At 70.0% G+C, this 18954-nt stretch carries 18 protein-coding genes and 3 pseudogenes; 11 read left to right on the top strand and 10 right to left on the bottom strand.

The window, feature by feature from the left end:
* Nucleotides 1-9 precede the first annotated feature (9 nt).
* From ABT061_RS29145 to ABT061_RS29120, 6 genes are all read left to right on the top strand, one after another.
* On the top strand, nucleotides 10-765 hold the full coding sequence (locus tag ABT061_RS29145; RefSeq protein ID WP_350923891.1) for an SDR family NAD(P)-dependent oxidoreductase: 756 nt from the start codon (nucleotides 10-12) through the stop codon (nucleotides 763-765).
* A gap of 177 nt (nucleotides 766-942) precedes the next feature.
* Nucleotides 943-1935 (top strand): alpha/beta fold hydrolase, encoded by a 993-nt coding sequence (locus ABT061_RS29140; RefSeq protein ID WP_350923889.1) that lies wholly within the window; start codon nucleotides 943-945, stop codon nucleotides 1933-1935.
* 338 nt (nucleotides 1936-2273) lie between these two features.
* Nucleotides 2274-2447, top strand: a complete 174-nt coding sequence (locus ABT061_RS29135; RefSeq protein ID WP_350923887.1) for an IS3 family transposase — start codon at nucleotides 2274-2276, stop codon at nucleotides 2445-2447.
* A 118-nt stretch (nucleotides 2448-2565) separates the two neighbouring features.
* Complete coding sequence (locus ABT061_RS29130; RefSeq protein ID WP_350923885.1) at nucleotides 2566-4179, top strand: FAD-dependent oxidoreductase; 1614 nt, start codon at nucleotides 2566-2568, stop codon at nucleotides 4177-4179.
* A 33-nt stretch (nucleotides 4180-4212) separates the two neighbouring features.
* Nucleotides 4213-5439, top strand: coding sequence for a cytochrome P450 (locus tag ABT061_RS29125; protein ID WP_350923883.1), 1227 nt, complete (start codon nucleotides 4213-4215; stop codon nucleotides 5437-5439).
* 24 nt (nucleotides 5440-5463) lie between these two features.
* The gene (locus ABT061_RS29120) at nucleotides 5464-5769 is read left to right on the top strand and encodes a hypothetical protein (RefSeq protein WP_350923881.1); all 306 of its coding nucleotides are present in this window, start codon (nucleotides 5464-5466) and stop codon (nucleotides 5767-5769) included.
* Between the two features lie 119 nt (nucleotides 5770-5888).
* On the opposite strand, the gene ABT061_RS29115 is transcribed toward ABT061_RS29120, so the two are convergent.
* Both ABT061_RS29115 and ABT061_RS29110 read right to left on the bottom strand, forming a co-directional pair.
* Nucleotides 5889-6080, bottom strand: a complete 192-nt coding sequence (locus ABT061_RS29115) for a hypothetical protein (protein ID WP_350923880.1) — start codon at nucleotides 6078-6080, stop codon at nucleotides 5889-5891.
* Complete coding sequence (locus ABT061_RS29110; RefSeq protein ID WP_350923879.1) at nucleotides 6077-6214, bottom strand: hypothetical protein; 138 nt, start codon at nucleotides 6212-6214, stop codon at nucleotides 6077-6079. Before ABT061_RS29110 ends, ABT061_RS29115 begins: the two co-directional genes overlap by 4 nt.
* Before the next feature lie 287 nt (nucleotides 6215-6501).
* Here ABT061_RS29110 and ABT061_RS29105 point away from each other — a divergent pair, with 287 nt between their 5' ends.
* On the top strand, nucleotides 6502-7050 hold the full coding sequence (locus tag ABT061_RS29105; protein WP_350923878.1) for a DUF6245 family protein: 549 nt from the start codon (nucleotides 6502-6504) through the stop codon (nucleotides 7048-7050).
* Between the two features lie 356 nt (nucleotides 7051-7406).
* Here ABT061_RS29105 and ABT061_RS29100 read toward each other — a convergent pair whose 3' ends face one another.
* From ABT061_RS29100 to ABT061_RS29085, 4 genes and pseudogenes are all read right to left on the bottom strand, one after another.
* A complete protein-coding gene (locus tag ABT061_RS29100; protein ID WP_350923876.1) occupies nucleotides 7407-8792 on the bottom strand; it encodes a HAMP domain-containing sensor histidine kinase in 1386 nt (461 codons plus the stop codon).
* A 203-nt stretch (nucleotides 8793-8995) separates the two neighbouring features.
* On the bottom strand, nucleotides 8996-9346 hold the full coding sequence (locus ABT061_RS29095; RefSeq protein WP_350923872.1) for a zinc-binding dehydrogenase: 351 nt from the start codon (nucleotides 9344-9346) through the stop codon (nucleotides 8996-8998).
* Between the two features lie 52 nt (nucleotides 9347-9398).
* A complete protein-coding gene (locus ABT061_RS29090) occupies nucleotides 9399-10598 on the bottom strand; it encodes a sensor histidine kinase (protein ID WP_350923871.1) in 1200 nt (399 codons plus the stop codon).
* A 5-nt stretch (nucleotides 10599-10603) separates the two neighbouring features.
* Nucleotides 10604-10852, bottom strand: a pseudogene (locus tag ABT061_RS29085) (helix-turn-helix domain-containing protein); the annotation flags it as partial.
* A 118-nt stretch (nucleotides 10853-10970) separates the two neighbouring features.
* On the opposite strand from ABT061_RS29085, the gene ABT061_RS29080 reads away from it, so the two are divergent.
* Both ABT061_RS29080 and ABT061_RS29075 read left to right on the top strand, forming a co-directional pair.
* Nucleotides 10971-11246, top strand: a complete 276-nt coding sequence (locus ABT061_RS29080; RefSeq protein WP_350923869.1) for a DUF4158 domain-containing protein — start codon at nucleotides 10971-10973, stop codon at nucleotides 11244-11246.
* Between the two features lie 21 nt (nucleotides 11247-11267).
* A pseudogene (locus ABT061_RS29075) lies at nucleotides 11268-13946 on the top strand (Tn3 family transposase); the annotation flags it as partial.
* A 100-nt stretch (nucleotides 13947-14046) separates the two neighbouring features.
* Here the strand turns inward: ABT061_RS29075 and ABT061_RS29070 are convergent.
* The 3 genes and pseudogenes from ABT061_RS29070 to ABT061_RS29060 form a co-directional block, all read right to left on the bottom strand.
* On the bottom strand, nucleotides 14047-15999 hold the full coding sequence (locus ABT061_RS29070) for a S8 family serine peptidase (protein WP_350923867.1): 1953 nt from the start codon (nucleotides 15997-15999) through the stop codon (nucleotides 14047-14049).
* Between the two features lie 35 nt (nucleotides 16000-16034).
* Nucleotides 16035-16238, bottom strand: coding sequence for a hypothetical protein (locus ABT061_RS29065; RefSeq protein WP_350923865.1), 204 nt, complete (start codon nucleotides 16236-16238; stop codon nucleotides 16035-16037).
* Between the two features lie 53 nt (nucleotides 16239-16291).
* A pseudogene (locus tag ABT061_RS29060) lies at nucleotides 16292-16555 on the bottom strand (cyanobactin maturation protease PatG family protein); the annotation flags it as partial.
* Nucleotides 16556-16620: 65 nt separating this feature from the next.
* Here ABT061_RS29060 and ABT061_RS29055 point away from each other — a divergent pair.
* Nucleotides 16621-17061, top strand: a complete 441-nt coding sequence (locus tag ABT061_RS29055; RefSeq protein ID WP_350923863.1) for a tyrosine-type recombinase/integrase — start codon at nucleotides 16621-16623, stop codon at nucleotides 17059-17061.
* A gap of 173 nt (nucleotides 17062-17234) precedes the next feature.
* The gene (locus tag ABT061_RS29050) at nucleotides 17235-17501 is read left to right on the top strand and encodes a helix-turn-helix domain-containing protein (protein ID WP_350923861.1); all 267 of its coding nucleotides are present in this window, start codon (nucleotides 17235-17237) and stop codon (nucleotides 17499-17501) included.
* A 120-nt stretch (nucleotides 17502-17621) separates the two neighbouring features.
* On the opposite strand, the gene ABT061_RS29045 is transcribed toward ABT061_RS29050, so the two are convergent.
* Entirely contained in the window at nucleotides 17622-18875 is a 1254-nt protein-coding gene (locus ABT061_RS29045; RefSeq protein WP_350923859.1) for an MFS transporter, read from the bottom strand.
* Between the last annotated feature and the right edge of the window lie 79 nt (nucleotides 18876-18954).

Below are 18954 nucleotides of genomic sequence, written 5' to 3'. Positions count from 1 at the left end.
AGGTACGAGATGTTGCTGGAGGGCAAGAACGCCGTGATCTACGGCGGGGGCGGGGTCATCGGCGGCGCGGTCGCCCGCGCCTTCGCCCGTGAGGGGGCGACCGTCTTCCTTGCCGGACGCACCCTGGCGAGGCTGGAGAAGGTCGCCGAGGAGATCCGCGCCGCCGGCGGGGTGGCGCGGACGGCCGAGGTCGACGCGCTGGACGCGAGGATGGTCGACGAGCACGCCGACGCCGTGGCGGCGGAGGCCGGAAGCATAGACGTGTCCTTCAACCTGATCTCGCACGGCGATGTGCAGGGCACCCCGATGGCCGACATGTCGCCGGAAGACTACGAACGACCGGTCGTGACCGCGGTGAGGACGATGTTCCTGACCTCGCGGGCCGCCGCCCGCCACATGAGGCGGCAGGGCTCGGGGGTGATCCTGGCGTTCGGCGGCTCGGGCCACCCGCTGCGCGGCCACTACCTGGGAGGCATCCAGGCCGCGTTCGAAGCGATCGAATCCATGCGGAGGCAGCTGGCCTCCGAGCTCGGACCGCACGGCGTGCGCGTCGTGACCCTGCGCACCGGCGGCGTGCCCGAGACCCTCCCCGAGGGCTTCGAGGGGCGCGAGGCGATCGTCGAGGGAATCGAGAAGATGACGATGCTCGGACGGGCCGCGACGCTCGACGACGTGGGCAACGTGGCGGCCTTCGTCGCCTCCGACCGCGCTCGCGCCATGACCGCCGCCACCGCCAACATCAGCTGCGGCTCACTGATCGACTAGAAGTCGGTCAGTTCACTCTGTCCCCAGAGGCGATATGCGGCACGCGCTGATCATGTCGTACCCGATCCCGTTCCTCCTGAAGGAGGAGAGACCGGGCAGGGGTGAAACACGGGTAGCACCGCGGGTTCCTCTCCGTGGAGGAGGGAACGGGCGGGCCGTTTCCCTAGATTCGGAAACATGAAAGACGGAGAGCCCGCGGACACGCGGGTACGGCCCGGCAGGTGGCGACCACGAAGGCTGCTGCTGCGGATCATCGCCTGGGGCACGGGACTGTTCGTGCTGACGGCGGGGGCCGGGTTCCTCTACGAGACGGTCGCCCGGCAGGACGACGCCGGACGGCACCGGGCACCGGGGCGGCTGGTCGACGTGGGTGGCTACCGCCTCCACCTGCACTGCACCGGGAAGGGCGCGCCCACCGTCGTGCTTGAGGCGGGACTGGCGGAGTCGAGCGCGAACTGGGAGACGATCCAGCGCGGGCTCGCCGTGGGCAACCGGGTGTGCTCCTACGACCGGGCCGGATACGCCTGGAGCGAGGACAGCCCCCTGCCGCGTACGGCGGAGCACCTCGCCGAAGAGCTGCACACGTTGCTGGCCGCCGCCGGGGAGGCAGGGCCGTACGTCCTGGTCGGGCACTCCTACGGCGGCAACATCGTCCGCGTCTTCGCCGACCGGTGGCGAGACCTGACCACCGGGCTGGTGCTGATCGACGTCACCGACGAGACGGCCGATACCGCGCTGCGGATCTCCCGGCCGCTGATCTCGGCCCAGTTCACCGTAAACCAGCTGATCGCCCGGCTCGGCCTGCTCCGGCTGCTGAACGACGTCTTCGTACCGGCCGACGCCACCGCGACGGCCCGCGCCCACGCCACCGTCGTCTACGGTTCCAGGAGCATGGCAGCCGGCCGCGCCGAGGCCTGGGCCTCGGTGGACAGCGCCGCCCAGGTCCGCGCGACAGTCCGTCCGAAGGCCTGGGGCGACCTGCCGGTAGTGGTCATCTCCGCAGGAGGCCAGCCGGCCGAGGCCGTCGCGCACGCCCGGAGCCTGGCCGCGCTGTCGGCCCGGGGGCGCCTGGTCGTCGCGGACACGACCGAGCACTATGTTCAGAACGCCCAGCCCGACCTCGTCCTCGACACGATCAGCGAGGTCGTCGCCGCCCACCGGAAGAGCTGACCCGCCTCGCGCCGCCGGACGCGTACAAGCCGACGGCGTGGGGAGTCCCTGTCCACCTCCGTCACCGTTGCCCGGCGTCGAACACGCGGGGTGCGATGATCTGCCCGTCGCGCCCGACCTGGTGGCCGCCCGGGTCTGCGCCCGCGCCAGCCGGACGCTCACCCCGCAGGAATGGGGGTGGACCTGCAACGGAACCGGAACGCACGTTAAGCCGGTTCGGGGTCGGCGGGGCCTGGTCGCGCTCGCCGGGGGCGGCATGGCCCCGCCGGGCGGTCTGTTCGGCCAGAGGCGGGGCCTAGATCGGGTGGCGATCCACGCGCAGACCCTTCTGGGGGACGATGCAACTCGCACCGCTCGACATCAAGAAATGGGCAACGAGGGCAGAACTCGCCAACGCGGTGTTTGAATGGATCGAGTGCTGGTACACCCCTTATAGGCGGCATTCCAGCATCGGAGTGCTCAGCCCGAACGAGTACGAGCGGCGTCACCAGCCGCCGGACCCGGGAGCCTGATGTCACACCGCCGGTGTCCGGGCTACGGGGGAAGCTCAGGCGTGACGAAACTGCGTGTGTGGCCTGCGGCGCGGTTCACCGTCGGCTGAGCACGCGCGCAGTGCACAGGAGGTGCCCGATGCGAGTAGTCGTCGACCTCACGCGATGCCAGGGGTACGGGCAATGCGTCTTCGCGGCGCCCGAGGTCTTCACGATGCACGGGCAGGAAGCCCTGCTCTACGACCCCGATCCCAGCGACGCCGAGCGTGAGCGGGTGCTGCAGGCAAGGGCGGCGTGCCCGGTTCAGGCGATCCATGTCGACAGGCTGACCGCTCATGTCGCCGACGGCACTTCTCAGCCATACCAGGCCGCGGGTGACGGCGACGGCTTCAAACGCAGTGGGCGCATCGTCATCGTGGGCGCCTCGCTGGCCGGCCTGCGGGCCGCGACGGTGCTGCGCAGGGAGGGCTTCGCCGGCTCGCTGACCTTGATCGGGGACGAAACGCACGAGCCGTACGACCGGCCGCCGCTGTCCAAGCAGGTCATCATCGGCCAGATGCCCGTGGAGCACACCATGTTGCCCCAGCTCGAGGATCTGGACGCCGAATGGCTGCTGGGACAGCGCGCGACCGGCCTGGACGTGGCCGGCAAACGGGTGCGCCTCGCCGACGGCCGGCAGATCGGGTTCGACCGCCTGCTGATCGCCACAGGCGTTCGCGCCCGGCCGTGGCCGAACGAGGCGGAGGCCGCCCTGGACGGCGTGTGCGTGCTACGCACGATCGAGGACGCGGCCTGGCTGCGGCAGCGGCTCGCCGCCGGGGCCGGGCGGGTGCTGGTCATCGGTGCCGGGTTCGCCGGATCGGAGGTCGCTTCCGTCTGCCGGGAGTTGGACCGGCCGGTGACGGTCACCGAGCGGGGACCTGCCCCGCTGTCCGGTGCGCTGGGCAGGGTGATCGGTGCGATCGCGGCACAGATGCAGCGCGAGCACGGCGTGGACCTGCGCTGCGACACCACGGTCACGGCGCTGGAAGGAGACGCGGAGGGACGGCTGCGCGCCGCGCGCCTGTCCGACGGCAGCACGCTGGAGGTGGAGACGGCGGTGGTCGCGCTCGGCGCGGTCCGCAACGTCGATTGGCTGGAGGGCTCGGGGTTGGCCGCCGGGGTGTGGGGCGTGGGCTGTGATGCCGGCTGCCGCGTCTTCGACACCAACGGCCTGGTCACCGACGACATCTTCGCCGCCGGGGACATCGCCCGCTCCCCCCACCCGGCCTACGAATACCAGTTCCTGGCACTGGAGCACTGGGGCAACGCGATCGCCCAGGCCGAGATCGCGGCGCACAACATGGTCAGCGAGCAGAGTCAGCGGTGGGCACATCTGGCCCTGCCCGTGTTCTGGTCCAGCCAGTTCGGGGTCAACATCAAATCCGTCGGGGTCCCGACGTTCGCGGACGAGGTGATGATCACACAGGGGTCGGTCGCCGATCGCCGCTTCGTCGCCGCGTACGGATACCGAGGACGTATCACCGCCGCCGTCACCTTCGACCAGGGCATGTGGCTGGAGTTCTACCAGCGGCTGATCGAGCAGGCCGCGCCGTTCCCGCCGGACTTCGACATGGTGGGCAGGCCCGCCGTGATGGAACCGGTTCCGGCAGAGGTTCCGCAGCGTATCGCGGCCGTTCAGGGCGCCACAGTCGTAGTCACCGGCCATGACCCGAGCGAGCGGCGGGCCACATTGGTGCGCCGCCCTCGGTGACCGGCTGAAGTCCCGAAACCGAGGAGCATCGTCATGGCAGAGACCAGCGTCTTCGACCAGATCCTGGACTACTCCCGCCGCCCCGATCCTTACCCGCTGTACGCCGAGCTCCGCGAGACTCCCGTGCTACGGCGGGAGGACGGCAGCTACGTGGTCTGTACCTACCGGGAGATCGTCGCACTGCTGCACGATCCCCGGATCAGCGTGGGTCGCCCCGAAGAAGCGGGGGGCGGCCTGCCATCGGCCGACGAGGGTTTGCCGGGCCTGCCGCCCGGCTTCCGTAGCGATCCGCCCGACCATGACCGGATCCGGCGTCTGGTGATGCGGCACTTCGGGCCGCCCCGTACACCCGGCCGGGTCGAAGGCATGCGGGGCGAGCTCACCGAGATCATCACCGGTCTGATCGACGACTTCGAGGGCAGGAACCGCGTGGACATCGTCGACGACTTCGCCTACCCGCTGCCGGTCATAGTGATCTGCAGGCTACTGGGCGTGCCCACCGAGGACGAACCACGCTTCCGGGAGTGGGCCCCAGCGTTCGCCGAAACCCTCGACCCGAGGGCCGGAGATGACGTGAAGCGGCGGCATGCCGCCGCCGCCGCGGAGCTGGGCACGTATCTGAATGAATTGGCCGATATGCGCGTACGGCAGCCGAGTGATGACCTGCTGTCCGCCTTGGTCACCGACGACGGCGCCGAAGGACGGCTGTCGCGGGAGGAAGTGCTGGGCACCACCTCGGTGCTACTCATCGCCGGTCACGAGACCACCGTCAACCTCATCGCCAACGGCATGCTGACCCTGCTACGCCACCCTGCCGAGCTCGACAGACTGCGCCGCGAACCTGATCGTGTGCAATCTGTCGTCGAAGAGTTACTGCGCTACGAGCCACCGGTGCACATGGCGCCCCAGCGCACCGCTCTGGCCGATATCGAGATCGCCGGCACCACCATCCCCAAAGGCGCCCACATCACGCTGGCACTCGCCGCTGCCGACCGCGACCCCGGCCGCTTCGTCAACCCTGACCGATTCGATCCCGACCGGGAGGACAAGGAGCACCTCGGCTTCGGCGGCGGTATCCACTACTGCTTCGGTGCCCCCCTGGCCCGGTTGGAGACCCAGCTCGCGCTGTGCGAGCTCACGCGCCGGCTGGAGAATCCCCGGCTGGTCACCGATCCACCGCCTTACCGGCGGAACCCGGCGCTACGCGGACCTCGCCACCTCCTTATCGAGTTCGACGGGATCACCAGGTCTCCGGGGTGAGCACACCGGTGAGCCCGACCGGCCGTGACCAGTCCGCACGCGTTCTCCAGGTGCGGGGCAAGTCGGTACCTGGCCGCGGCGGTCACCAGGTCGGCGGTCTCCTCGATGGTCTCGGGACGGTGCGTCGGCGCCGAGCACTGCCACGTGCATCTGACCACCACCGAACAGCAGCGGCGCGAGCAGCTGCGCACGGCCCGCGAAAAGGTCCGCCAAGCCGAAGAGGACGCGGTCGAGTGCCAGCGAGTGGTCTTGGCCCACGACTGGATCGACCGCTACGGCCGGCGCCCCCACCGGGTGGAGCTGCCCACATTACCGTCGCGTCCGCACTAGATCACCCTCACCCACCCCGACGTCCCGCGGTCGGCGGATGCGCCTCATGCGGTGATCGGGGTGTATGAGACCGGCTGGCTGACGATCTGCCCCCGCGCCGGTGAGATCGTCAGAGCTTTCTAGCTGACGCGCCGCTGGATGTCGATCAGGATCTCCATCATCTGAGCCTGGGCACCCTTCAGGCTGGCCACGTCATCCTGAAGCGTGGTGACCTTGGCGTCCAGCTCATTGATTCTGCCGGCCAGCCCCTCGATCTGGTTGGTCAGCCCGGCATTCGCCGAGCCGAATATATAGGCGCTGCACGTGCTCACTTCGCCTCCATCAGGGGTCGCTTGATGCCGTGGTGGGCGAGCAGGAGGTCTATGCCCTGCTCGATCCGCGCCAGCCGCTTGGTGTGCTCGGCCAGGGTCGCCGTGATCTGATCTTGCGTGTTCTTTGTGTCCACTTACTGAGCCCATTTCATCCTGACGTCGCAGGTCACGGCCTGGTAGCAGATCTCTGGACATGATCCAGAAGAAGGGAACCCCTGGTAGAAGGGTTGTCGACGAAGATCAACCATCACATGGATTTTCCGCGATTACTACCGGAACCCCGATAACTCACGGGAAGGGGACGCCCCGGTAGGTCGATGCTCTGTTCGGTCGTGGGATCTCGCGCGCCCGCGCGTAGGGGCCCTCTCGAAACCCTCGAAACCCCCGGCACCCGTGGTCGGCGGGTCTACGGTGGGTGCTCATGACTCTCCCCCCGCTCTCCTCCGACGAGCCCGCCTCCGCCGTCCAGCTCGGCGCCGCCATGGCCGCTCTGGGCCTGTACGACGGGACCAATACCGCCGCCGAGCACGCGGCCGAGGCGGCACGGCTCGGGGGAGACGGCCCGTACCGGATGCGGCTGGCCAACGCGCTGCTCGGCGCCGTCCAGGTCGAGGCGATGCTCGTCGAGAGTGCCGCGACCGGACCCGAGGACCTGGCGGCCGCGCACCGCCAGCAGCTGGTGACCGCGGGCGTGGCCGACGACCCGGACCAGCTCACCGGCTTCCTGCCCTGGCAGGCGCTGCGGGTGGCCGGCCCCCTGCGACTGGTCGCCCAGGATGCGTCGACCGGGCCGATCCCGGTGGCGGCCGCACATGCCGCCGAGGGCCTGCAAAAGCTGCTGGGCGTCATCGGCGCCGGGCAGGTGCCCGACGTGGAGACGGTCAAAGAGCACCTCACCGAGATACGGGCCGCCCGCCAGTGCCTCATCGACGCGATCGGCAACGTCGACATCCTGCTCGGCGAGGACTGATCCGGCCTCTCTCCGGCGCCGTCGACCAGGCGGCCGCTTCTCGGCTCAGCGCGGCGCCCCGGAGGGACCGAACCGCGATCAGGGCCCCTGATTGCCTATCTTGCTGCCGCAGCAAAGGTCAGCGGCTCGCCATCGGCGGCGGCCCGTCACGATTGGCCATCGCTGATGGCCATCACGCCATGAAGGCCGCACGGAATGATCAACCTGAAGACATCAGGATGCGAAGCCGTAGCACTCCGCAGTCGTCTGGAATGCCGGCCTTCTCACGAGGCTGATGAACAGCCTCCGTCAGATGATGGGATCCGATCACTCACAGCTACTTTTCCCCTGGTGACGCCGACCCGAGTGGAGGGCCTTCAGGGGCGGGTGGCCATGGGAAGGCGCAAAGTGAAGCGGGCGCCACCGGCCGGGCTGTCGTGGGCGGTGAGGGTGCCGCCGTGGGCGTGGGCGATTTCGCGGGCGATAGCCAGGCCGAGACCGGTGCCGCCGCTGTTGAGCCTGCGGGCCTCGGGTCGGCGCGCGAACCGTTCGAAGATCTTCTCGCGGGCGTCGGCCGGAATACCCTCGCCGTCGTCGAGGACCTCCAGGACAGCTTGGTCGCCGTCTCGGCCGACGACGACCTGGATGCTGGAACGGGCGTGTCGTTCGGCGTTGGACAGCAGGTTGTCCAGGACCCGGATGAGGCGGATGGGGTTGGCGTCGACGAGCACTCCGGGTGTCAAGGTGACGGTGACAGGGATGCGTTCAGGGCGCCGGGACAGCTCCCGGTCGACGAGTTCGGCGAGGTCGAGGCGTTCAAGGGGACTGGGGGCGCCCAGGTCGAGGCGGGAGAGTTCGAGGAGGTCGTCGACGATGTTGCTGAGGCGTTCGGTGTTGTGGAGAGCGGCCTGCAGGGTGGGGCGGAGTTCGGTGTCGTCGGGGTCGGTGAGGGCGACCTCGATGCGGCTGTGGAGCCCGGCGAGTGGGTTGCGGAGATCGTGGGAGGCGTCGGAGACGAACCGGTGTGCGCGCTCGGTGGCGTTTTGGAGGCGCTGGAGGGTGTCGTTGACGGTCTCGGCCAGGCGCTGGAGTTCGCCGCCGGTCTGGGGGACGGGGACGCGCCGGTCGAGGGCGGTGGCGGTGATGTCGGCCATCTGGGTGCGGATCGCCTCGACGGGCTGGAACGCCAGCCCGATCACCGACCAGGTGGAGGCTGCGACGATCGCGGTCACGGCCAGGAGGATGAGGAGCAGGACGGTGAGGGTGCCCAGGTAGTCGCGGATGCTGAGCAGCGGTACTGCCGCGAGCGCTGTGAGGGGCCTGCCGTAGACCGTTGGCTGCAGGACCCGTATTCCGGTGACGTGGTAGCAGTGGTTCAGCCAGGCGGGGCAGATGACGTCGTCGAACCGCAGTTCACCGGGGACGGCCTTCTTCTGCGACATCGGAGGTCTTCCCTGCATCGGTGTTGTCGCGGCGATCACTTTGCCGTCGGCCTCCACAAGCTGCATCAGCTCCGATCCGGTGGGCGGGATCGGGTTGGGGACGTGTGCCACTACCGCCACGGCGGCCAGCTGGCGTGCGGCGGCCGCCGCCTTGTCGACCTGCCGGTCTTCGGTGGACTCGCGGATGATCGACCAGATGAGGATCAGACACACGGCCAGCGTGAGGGCTGTCACTCCTGCCGCGATCAGTGTCGCCCGTCCCCGGACGGAGGAGAACATCCGCGCTCGCAACCGCCGGATGCCGACCAAAGGAGATTGCATGGTTGGAGTTTCCATCCGGCACCGGTAGGCCCAGTCCCCCAAAAGAGGGGGTTGGCGGACTGCCGCACATTCGATGACTGGCCTTTGAGGGATCCCGGTGGTAATCGCGGAAGCTCCAACGGACCCGCCGCTGACCTGGAGATCCGTCCCTGTAGGCCCGGTGCTCGGGGCGGTCGTACTCCGGCTGCTCCCCTGATCAGCTCTTAACCGTTCGGGAGTATCACCGCGCGGCCGGGGATTTTGCCGGCGTGCAGCCGTTCGTAGGCGAGGGGAGCCTCCTGGAGGCTGTACGTCTCCGTGCGGACGGCAAGCAGCCCCGTCCGGGCGAGGGCGATCACTTCGGCCAGTTCGGTGCGACTGCCCCAATACTGGGTGAAGACCGACAAGCCGTACGGAACCTGACCAAAGCCCGTCTTGATGCCGCCGCCGCCGAGGCCGACCAGCTGCACTTCGGCCTCCATTGCGGCCATGGCGACCGCCGCCCGGCCGGTGGCGTCGACGCCGACGAAGTCGAAGATCGCCTGGGCGCCGAGGCCGCCGGTGAGTTCGCGCACCCGCGCGGCGGCGGACTCGTCCGACGTTAGGGGCCAGTTGGGGCGGTGCTCGTCAGGGAAAGCATACGCGCACGGTGAGGCCGCCCCTGGGGTTGGCCTCAGCGGTAACGGCGGCGCCGTGGGCTCGGGCGATGGAGGCGACGATGGACAGGCCGAGCCCGGCGCCCTCGCCCGCCGTGTGCCGACGTTCGTGGAGGCGGCGAAACGGCTCGAAGAGCAGAGGGGCCTCGTCGGCGGGCACGAGCGACCCGGTGTTGGCGACGGTGAGCGTACGGTCCGGAGCGGTGAGGGTGATCCGGACGATGCCGCCCCGCTCGTTGTAGCGCAGGGCGTTGCCGAGCAGGTTGCGGACGAGGTGGGCGAGCAGCACCGGGTCGCCCTCGACGGTTGTCGGCGCGGCCGTGATCTCGACGGAGATGCCGCGCTCCCCTGCCTCGTCGGCGAGTTCGGCTGCCACGTTCGTTGCGGTCTTGTCCAGCGCGACCGGTTCGGGTCGCTCGAGTCCCTGGTCGGTGGCGGCGAGCAGCAGCAGCGAATCGATGAGGTGTTCACTGTTGTCGGCGACCTCGATGAGCTTGCTGCGGATCCACCGCACCCGTTCGGGGTCCGTGTCGAGCAGGCCGATGTCGGCCGCAGCCCGCTGGACGGCCAGCGGGGTGCGCAGTTCGTGCGCGGCGTTGGCGGCGAACCTTCGCTGGGCGGTGACCAGTGGCTCGATTCGGTCCAGCATCTGGTCGAAGGTGTCGGCCAGTTCCTTCAGCTCGCCGGGCGGGCTCTTCAGGCCGATGCGCTGGTGGAGGTTCTCGCCGGAGAGCTTTCTGGTGGTGGCGGTGATCACGGCGACCGGGCGCAGCACTCGGCCTGCCATCCACCAGGCCAGCAACAGTGAGAATGCGGCGAAGACGGCGAGCGCGATGCCGGAGACGGTGAGCAGGCGGCTGAGCGTGGCGTCGGCGGCGGCGCCGACCATCTTGGTCTGGGCGTACTCGCCGGCCTGGTCCGAGGGGATCAGGGTGCCGGGGCGGGGTTCGGATGTCGTGAGCGGGAAGACTCGGATGCTCGGGTGTACGCCCGAGAAAGCGCTGCCGATGCGGTCGTTGAGCCCGTCCTGGACGAAGGAGTAGATGACTGTGACAAGCACGCACGCCGCGCCGAGCAGCAGGCTGCCGTACAGGACGGTGAGGCGGGCGCGCTCGGTGGCGGGGCGCAGCCGGCGGAGCACCTGCCATCCCCCGGTGCGGGTGCGGATCACTTGCCTTACTCCAGCTCGGCCGGGGATCGCTCGTCGTCCTTCGGCGCGGCCGGGGTGAGAGCGATGCGGTAACCGGCGCCGGGGACGGTCTCCACGACCGGCGGGTCGCCGAGTTTGGCCCGCAGCCGGCTGAGTGCGACCCGTACCGGATTGGTGTTGTAGCCCGCATGCTCCTCCCACACCTGCTCGATGAGGTCCTCGCCGCTGACCACCGCGCCATCGGCCCGCATCAGGGTCTCCAGGACGGCGAACTCGAGGTGCCGTTAACCAACGTGTCATAGGCCGCCAAACCTCGAAGATCCCTAGCCTGACCTTCTGTAATGCCGAAGGGCCCGGCGCGGATCTATGGGCATGGAACGTCCGCCCCTTGGCATGGATGAGCTCATCGAGCACTGGACGGCGCTGAGCGATGAGGTCGGCCTGGTCAGTGCTAAGCAGGAAGGCACTCGTCTGGCCTTTGCGTTGTTGCTGAAGTACTTCACGCAGCACGGGCGCTTCCCGCGCGGGCGGGCGGAGTTTCCTAACGAGGTGGTCGACTACGTCGCGAAGCAGACCAAGACGTCGGCCAGCAGCTTGGGCCTGTACGGCTGGACAGGCCGGACGATCGAGCGTCATCGCGGCGAGATTCGCGACCATCTCGGCTTCTGAGATTGCTCGGTTGCCGACGCCGACAAGCTGACCGACTGGCTGGCTGTGAACGTCGCGCACGCCGAACGGGTTCCCGAGCGGGTGCGGGAGGAGCTGCTGAAGCAGTGCCGCCAGGAGCGGATCGAGCCGCCCTCGCCGGGGCGGATCACTCGGATCGTCCGGTCGGCACTGCATAACGCGGAGCAAACCTGGTTTCACCGGATCGCGGCGCGGCTGGATGCGGTGACGGTGGCCCGGGTGCTCGCCCTGGTGACCGCCGACAACACCGTGGTGGAGACAGAGGAGAGCGATGGCGACCTGGATGAGGATGAGGGCTCGGTCCTGTCGCTGATCAAGGCGATGCCGGGCAACGTGAGCCTGGATTCGATGCTGACGGAGATCCGCAAGCTGAACGCGATCCGGGCTATCGAACTGCCGGCCGGCTTGTTCGCCGACGTGGCGCCGAAGGTGCTGGGCGGGTGGCGCTTCCGCGCCGCGGTGGAATCTCCCTCGCACCTGCGCCGGCGGGCCGGTAATGCGCCGGAGGCGACGGTCACCTTGCTGGCCGCGTTGCTGGTGGAGCGGGAGGTCACTGACGCCCTGGTTGACCTGCTGATCGCCACGGTGCACCGGGTGGGCGCTCGCGCCGAACGCAAGGTCACCGAGGAACTCATCAACGCCTTCAAGCGGGTCTCGGGCAAGAAGAACCTCCTGTTCACCATCGCCGACGCCTCGCTGGGCACGCCGGACGGCACGGTGCGCGAGGTGGTCTTCCCTGCGGTGCGGGGCGGCGAGCAGACGCTGCGCGAGCTGGTGCACGAGTTCAAGACCAAAGGGCCGGTCTACCGGCGCACCGTGCAGACCACGTTGAAGGCCTCCTACACCAACCACTACCGGCGCGGCTTGATCGAGCTGCTGGAGGTGTTGGAGTTCCGTTCCAACAACACCGCGCACCGGCCCGTCATCGACGCGCTCACCCTGGTCAAGCGCTACGCCAAGGCGGGCAACACCACCTACTACCCGCTCGGCGAGACCACGCCCGAGCACAAGGGCACGCTCAAGGACTGGGCCGACCTGGTCTACCGCACCGACACCCGCGGACGGCGCCGCGTGGCGCGCATGGTGTACGAGGTGGCCACCTTCCAGACGCTGCGTGAGCAGCTGCGCTGCAAGGAGATCTGGGTGGTCGGCGCCGACCGGTGGCGCAACCCGGACGAGGACCTGCCGGCCGATTTCGAGTCACGGCGTGCCGAGCACTACCGCGAGCTGCGCAAGCCCTTGGACCCGACAGAGTTCTGCGACAGCCTGCGCGAGGAGATGACCAGCGCCCTGGCGAAGCTGAACGACGCTCTGCCGGACCTGGACTGGGTGGAGATCAGCGACCGCAAGGCCGGGGCGATCAAGCTGACGCCGATCGAGGCCGCCCCCGAGCCGCGCAACCTGCGCCGGATCAAGAACGAGGTGGCCCGCCGCTGGAGCGCCGTCCCGCTGATCGACATCCTCAAGGAAGCGATCCTGCGCACCGGCTGCCTGGCCAAGGTGACCGCGGCTACCGGCACCGGCCACATGAGCCCCGAGGTGCTCGCCGAACGGCTCATGCTGGTCATCTACGCCTACGGCACTAATTGCGGCATCCGGCAGATGATCTCCGGCGCGCACGCCCACAGCGAGGAAGACCTGCGCTACGTCCGCCGCCGCTACCTGACCCCGGAGGTGGCCCGTACCATCGCGGTCGAAATCGCCAACGCCACCTTCGCCGCCCGCGACACCGGGCTGTGGGGGCAAGGTTCCACCGCTGTCGCCTCCGACTCCACCCACTTCCGGGCGTGGGATCAGAACCTGTTCACCGAGTGGCACTCCCGCTACGGCGGCCGCGGCGTGCTGGTGTACTGGCATGTCGAACGCGGGTCGGTGGTCGTGCACTCCCAGGCGCTGAAGGCCTCAGCTTCCGAGGTGGCCGCCATGGTGGAGGGCGCCATCCGGCACGGCACCACCATGAAGGTCGAAGGTAACTACGTGGACTCCCACGGGGAGTCGGAACCTGGCTTCGGCATCACCCGGTTGCTGAACGTGGACCTGCTGCCGAGCATCAAGCAGATCAACCGGGTCAAGCTCCACCAGGCCGATCACGGAGACCTGGCCCGGTACGCGAACCTGGCGCCGGCGATGACCCGGCCGATCCGCTGGGACATCATCGCCGCCAACTACGACCAGGTCGTCAAGTACGCCACCGCGATCCGCACCCGCACCGCCTCCACCGAGGCCATTCTGTCGCGCTTCACCCGCACCGCCTCGCACCCGGCCTACCAGGCGATGCTGGAGATCGGCCATGCGGCGCGCACCACGTTCGCCGCCCGCTACCTATATGACCGCGACCTGCAGCGGGAGATCGAGGAAGGGCTGAACGTGGTCGAGGCGTGGAACCGCGCCAACGCGGTGATCTGCTACGGCCGCGGGGGCGAGATCTCCACCAACCGGCGCGATGAGGTGGAGATGACCGCCCTGTGTCTTCGGATCTTGCAGGCCTCGCTCGTCATGGTGAACGTCCTGATGCTTCAAGACGTCCTTGCCGATCCCGAGTGGTCCGCCCTGCTCACCCCGGTCGACCGGCGCGGCCTGACCCCGCTGTTCTGGCTGCACGTCCGCCCCTACGGCGAGGTGCGCCTTGATCTGAGCGCCCGGTTGAGCATCGGTGCTCTCGGCTCGCTCAGCGGCGCATGAGCATCGCCGCCGGGGCGGCTGATCCCCGCAGAAAGAGCCCTCCAGAGGTGCGGCCTGCGGCCCGCACCGGCGATCCTGGGGCCACCGCCCGTGCCGGCGATCAGTGCAGGCAGTGGCGGACCCAGATGTTGGGTTCGGTGTAGGTGGCGTGGTCGTGGGCCAGGGAGCAGTGCACGGGCACCAGCGCGCCGGGCACGGTCACCGGGCCGTCGGTGTCGAAGGGCAGCCCGGTCCAGGTGCGCCATTGGGCCAGCGAGCCGGTGACGGTCATGGAGGCGGGGGCGATGCCGGTGATGCGGCCGCCGGCGCGGACGTGGGTGCGTAGCCACGGGTCGGCGGGTAGTCCGTCGGCGCGGATGCGGCGGGCGTAGGCGGCCATCGGGGTGGCCGGTTCGTGGTGTTTGCGGGTGGGCCGGACCGGGGCGGCCACCTGGTCCAGGCCGGCGGTGCGTGCGGTGCTCTTCATGGCGGCCAGCAGCCGGTCGGCCAGCCCTGTGCCCCGCTGACCGGGGGCGACCCAGATGCCCAGAGCAGCGAGAGCGTCCGGCGGGGTGCCCACCTGGAGGTCGGCGTAGGCCCAGGTGAGCAGTTCATCCCAGCCGCTGTCGGGCAGGTGGCCGCGTTCGGGGGTGTGCAGGGCGAAGGGGACGGCCTGGCCGCTGCCCACGACGGCTCCGTCGGGGTCGGTGGCGATGAGGGTGAACTGGGGGAAGCGTTGCTGCAGGCCGGTCAGGGCGGCCCAGCGGCCGGCCATGTTTCCCTTGAGGAAGGGCAGTTCCGGCTCCTGCTTGGGTGGGCGGAGCCCGGCCAGGTCCGGGCGTTCGGCGTGGGTGGCCACCGTCGCTTGCGGCGGCACGGTGTGGGACGCCACGGTGGGCTGGGGTGGGCTGACCGGCGCGATTGTGGGCGGGTGTGCCTGAAGCCGTGCCCTGGGCTGGAGTTGGGGCGGCTGGGGTGCGGGCTCATGTCGGAGGGGCGGTAGGCCGGGGAAGAGGTGAGCGGTGGCGGCGGGCAGGTCGAGGTAGCCGTTCAGGCAGCGTTCGATCCGGCCGTGTGCCTGGGCCGGGGTGCAGGGGCGGGCGGTGGTCAGCAGCGCGTCGCGGATCGCCGGCGGGTTAGGGGGGTGGCCGAGCCGGCGCTGCAGGGCCAGCAGCAGGGCGGCGGCGCCGGTGATGAGGGCGACGGCCACGCACGTGCCCTTCTGGGCGTTGATGCCTCCTTCGGGGTGGGCGCCATAGACGGCTTCGCCGAGCGTGCTCAGGCCGTGCCCGGCGTAGGCGGGGCCGTGGTTGCTGAAAGAGAACATATGCCCGTCGGCGCGGTGCGCGCCCACGGCGAGCACGCCAGGCAGGTTGGCCACGGCGATGCTGCATGTGCCGTAGTCGTTGCCGGCCGGTGCGGTGATGACGATGCCGGCCTCGATGGCCCGGGCGACGGAGCGTTTGAGGAAGTCGTCGGCGTCGTCGGAGGCGGTGTGGAAGGCAGGGGTGACCTGGATGAGGTCGGCTCCGGCCTCGGCCAGCTCATCGATGGCGCGGGCGATGGAGATCGGGTCGTTGGAATGCTCTGCGTCGGCATGCGTGCCCACCACCAGGGTGCGGCAGCGAGGAGCCAGTCCGGGCAGGATGCTGCCGGGCCGGCCGGCCAGCACACTGGCGGTCCAGGTGCCGTGCTCGACCCCACCCGCGTCCGGTTCGGCCGACGCCTGCCACCAGGCGGGCAGCAGACGCAGATCGGCGCCGACCAGGCTGGGATGAGACAGCCGGGGCAGGCCGTCGATGACGCCGATGGTGATACCCGGATCCCCTCCCTGGGTGCAGCCCCACAGCTCGGCCAGCCCGGCCACGGCCTGGGCCGGGTAGCGCGGCGGCGGCACGGGCTTGGCCGCAGCCCGCTCCAGCCCTGACTCCGGCTGGGGTAGCCGGCCGGTCGCGGGCTGGTCCGGCGGCGGGAACCGGTCGGGCCGCGCCGCCGGCGGCGCGGTAGCGGCCCCGGACGACGGCCCGGACGAGGGCAGGGGTGCCGGTTCGGGGATGGTGCGGGCATCAGCCATCGGCGGCGTCTCCAACGCTTCGATCAGGGACGGACTCAGGTGGCCGACAGCTTGGCCTGCTCATAGGAGGGCAGCAGGTAGGCGGCCGGGTCACCGGTGTTGGCCGAGAACAGCAGGTGGGCACGGATGCGTTCACGCTGGGCGGCAGTCGCGGCGGCCAGATCGACGGTGGAGTACGGGTCGTATGGCTCGGCGCGGCACACCGGAGGCACCTGCGGGAGTCGGGTTGGAGGGCTCACCGGGACATCACCGTGTCACTGCCTTTCCAGATGGTCGGGTCCGCGGAGGACGGTCAGGCTTCGGGCCAGGAGCGGACGGAGCCGATGGTGACCGGCAGCACGTCCTTGACGTCGATGGTGAAGCGGTAGACCCGCTTGGCCCGCTTGCCGTTCTCAGGATCGAAGAAGCGCAGCTTGACATCCCAGCAGTCGCTGTCGGAGCGGCCGTAGGGGCTCTTTTCCACGTCGATGTTCTGCAGCGCCATCCCTCTGCCGAGGGCCTCGGCGAGCGTCTGGCGGGCTTGGACGGCGTTGGTGGCGGCGTAGTTGAGCGCCCGGTCGCGGCTGGTGCCTCTCCCTCGACGTCGCCGATCTCGACCTGGAGTACCGGCGCGCCCGGGTCGTGTCCAAAGGCGGCGCCGTGGAGTACGTGCACTGGGCCACCGGCACCGCGCGCCTGCTGCCCCGCCTGCTCAAAGGCCGCCAGGCCGGCCCGGTGTTCCTGGCCGACCGGCGCGCCCCCACCTCCGGCCGCCGCGCGCCCGCAGCCACCGACGTCTGCCCGACCACCGGCCGTGGCCGCCTGTCCTACCCGCGCGCCGAGTATCTGTTCAAGACCGCCTCCGCCGAGCTCGACCCGCACAGTGACGGCTGGACCCTGCACCAGCTGCGCCACAGCGCGCTGACCCATCTGGCCGCCGCCGGCCGTAGCGCCCCCGAACTGCAGGCCAAGTCCCGCCACCAACACCTGTCCAGCCTCGGCCACTACGTCCGCCTCGGCGAGGAGACCTCCGCCCGGATCACCGCCGAGCACGACCCAGCGGCGCGCCGACGCAAGCGCTGACGGCGACGCGCAGCACCGCCGCGCGGTCTGGCGTACTGCCAGTGCGCCAGACCCGGCGAACAGCCAAACGGCGTGAGCCGAGCTGGAGACCGGAAGCTAATTCCCCAGTTCAGCGCCTACTTGGCGGCCCATGGCACGTTGGTTAACGGCACCCCAACTCCTTGCGGGTGAGCGTGAGCCTGCGGCCGTGCCGTTCGGCCTGGCGGCGTGCGCTGGCCGAGTTCGAGCGCGAGCTTATCGCCGAGCGGGCGGCGGTCGGGCGACAGGCCGCACGGGTGCGCGGTCGCGTGGGCGGCAGGCCCGCCAAGCTGTCAGCCGAGCAGGTCCGCCTGGCCCGGGCCCAGTACGCGACCCAGGGCGTCACCGTGGCTGAGATCGCCCGGGCGCTGGGAGTCGGCCGCGACACCATTTACCGGGCGCTGCAGCAGAGCTCTTCCTGACCGGGGGTGTGGCTCTACCAAGAATCGAGTCGGGTAGCCCAGGGGTGAAATCCCCCTGGGCTACCCGACTGAACCTCACTACCGCTTCAAGATCGGCTCATGGTCGGTTTTGCCGGCATCTCAGCTGGACGCTGACACCGTCGCGGGCCGCCGCGGCCGTCCCAGCGCCGTGGCCGCCGCCAGCAGAGGCGGGACCGCTGCGATGACGAAACACAAAGCCAGAGGCAAGCTGCCCACCAGCAGCCCGATGGTCGCCGTCCCGCTGGAAGCGCCGGTGTTGAAGGCGGTGTTGACCCACGCGCCGGCCCGGGTCCGGTTGTGCGGCGCGGCGGACTCGTCGGCGAGCAGGTAGGCGGTGGTCAGCGCGGGGGCGACGAACAGGCCCGCGACACCCACCACCGCGACCAGGACGTACAGGTTGGGCGACAGTCCGGCCGCGGCGAGTGTGAGACCCAGCGCGGCGGCCAGCACCGGCAGCCGCACTTGTCCGGGGACGCGCCAGGAGAAGGCACCATAGGCCAGACCGCCGACCGCGCTGCCGGCCGACAGCGCAGCCTCGACCCAGGCCACCGCGGCGGCCTGGTGATACCGCTCGGCGAAGACCACCATGAGCAGGCTCAGTGCTCCCAGGCACAGGCCCACTGCGGCCGACACCGCGACCGGACGGCCCAGCCCGGCCGTGCCGCGCATCCACCCCCATCGGGACGTGGACGGGGCCGGGTCGGTGCGGGGCCCATCGTGCGGCGTGTCGGCATGGAGGGCCTGCGCGGTACGCACCGCCGGGGACGACACGAGCGCAAAGGTTCCAGTTAGCACCAGCGCGGCGCTGAGGGCCACGCCGACGGCGGGTGTGGCGAATGCGGCCAGCAGGCCGGCCAGCAGGGGCCCGGTGACGAAGAGCAGCTCCTCGGCGACGGTGTCCAGGCTGTAGGCGCGCTGCAGCAGTTGCCGATCGGGCAGCAGATCGCTCCACAGGGCGCGCATCACCGCGCCGAGCGGAGGTGTGCAAGCGCCGGCCGCAACGGCCAGAGCCGCCAGCAGCGCCCCGGAGGTTCCCGGCTGCCAGGTGGCGGCGGCCAGGCAGGTCAGCAGCAGCGCGTAGAGGACGACCATGGGAGGCAGGGCTCGGCGCGACCCGTAGCGGTCGATCAGCCCGGCCCGCAGCGGCGACAGCAGGGAGCTGGTGAGCCCGAACAGGGCCATGACCCCACCGGCCACGGCGTAGGAGCCGGTGGCGGCGGTCAGCGCCAGCACCAGGGACAGAAAGACCGTCCCGTAGGACAACCGGCCCAGCAGCGCGGCGCCGAAGGCGCGGCAGGCCTGGGGGGTGCGAAGGACAGCGAGGTACGCCGGAGGCCGCGAAGGCAAAGACATGGAGGTGTTCCTTGGGAAGGCAGCGCGCATCTGGGGCGCTGTGAACGTGCGGGGACGCCGAAGTGCCGCATCCGATGGA

Source organism: Streptosporangium sp. NPDC002544 (assembly GCF_040295965.1).
GTDB lineage: Bacteria > Actinomycetota > Actinomycetes > Streptosporangiales > Streptosporangiaceae > Streptosporangium.
This window is presented reverse-complemented; position numbering and strand designations above follow the sequence as displayed.

What these genes read in the sequence shown, in the direction of transcription:
- ABT061_RS29145 (WP_350923891.1), top strand. Translation starts at nt 10, where the DNA reads ATGTTGCTGGAGGGCAAGAACGCCGTGATCTACGGCGGGGGCGGGGTC.
- ABT061_RS29140 (WP_350923889.1), top strand. Translation starts at nt 943, where the DNA reads ATGAAAGACGGAGAGCCCGCGGACACGCGGGTACGGCCCGGCAGGTGG.
- ABT061_RS29135 (WP_350923887.1), top strand. Translation starts at nt 2,274, where the DNA reads ATGCAACTCGCACCGCTCGACATCAAGAAATGGGCAACGAGGGCAGAA.
- ABT061_RS29130 (WP_350923885.1), top strand. Translation starts at nt 2,566, where the DNA reads ATGCGAGTAGTCGTCGACCTCACGCGATGCCAGGGGTACGGGCAATGC.
- ABT061_RS29125 (WP_350923883.1), top strand. Translation starts at nt 4,213, where the DNA reads ATGGCAGAGACCAGCGTCTTCGACCAGATCCTGGACTACTCCCGCCGC.
- ABT061_RS29105 (WP_350923878.1), top strand. Translation starts at nt 6,502, where the DNA reads ATGACTCTCCCCCCGCTCTCCTCCGACGAGCCCGCCTCCGCCGTCCAG.
- ABT061_RS29100 (WP_350923876.1), bottom strand. Translation starts at nt 8,792, where the DNA reads ATGCAATCTCCTTTGGTCGGCATCCGGCGGTTGCGAGCGCGGATGTTC.
- ABT061_RS29080 (WP_350923869.1), top strand. Translation starts at nt 10,971, where the DNA reads ATGGATGAGCTCATCGAGCACTGGACGGCGCTGAGCGATGAGGTCGGC.
- ABT061_RS29070 (WP_350923867.1), bottom strand. Translation starts at nt 15,999, where the DNA reads ATGGCTGATGCCCGCACCATCCCCGAACCGGCACCCCTGCCCTCGTCC.
- ABT061_RS29045 (WP_350923859.1), bottom strand. Translation starts at nt 18,875, where the DNA reads ATGTCTTTGCCTTCGCGGCCTCCGGCGTACCTCGCTGTCCTTCGCACC.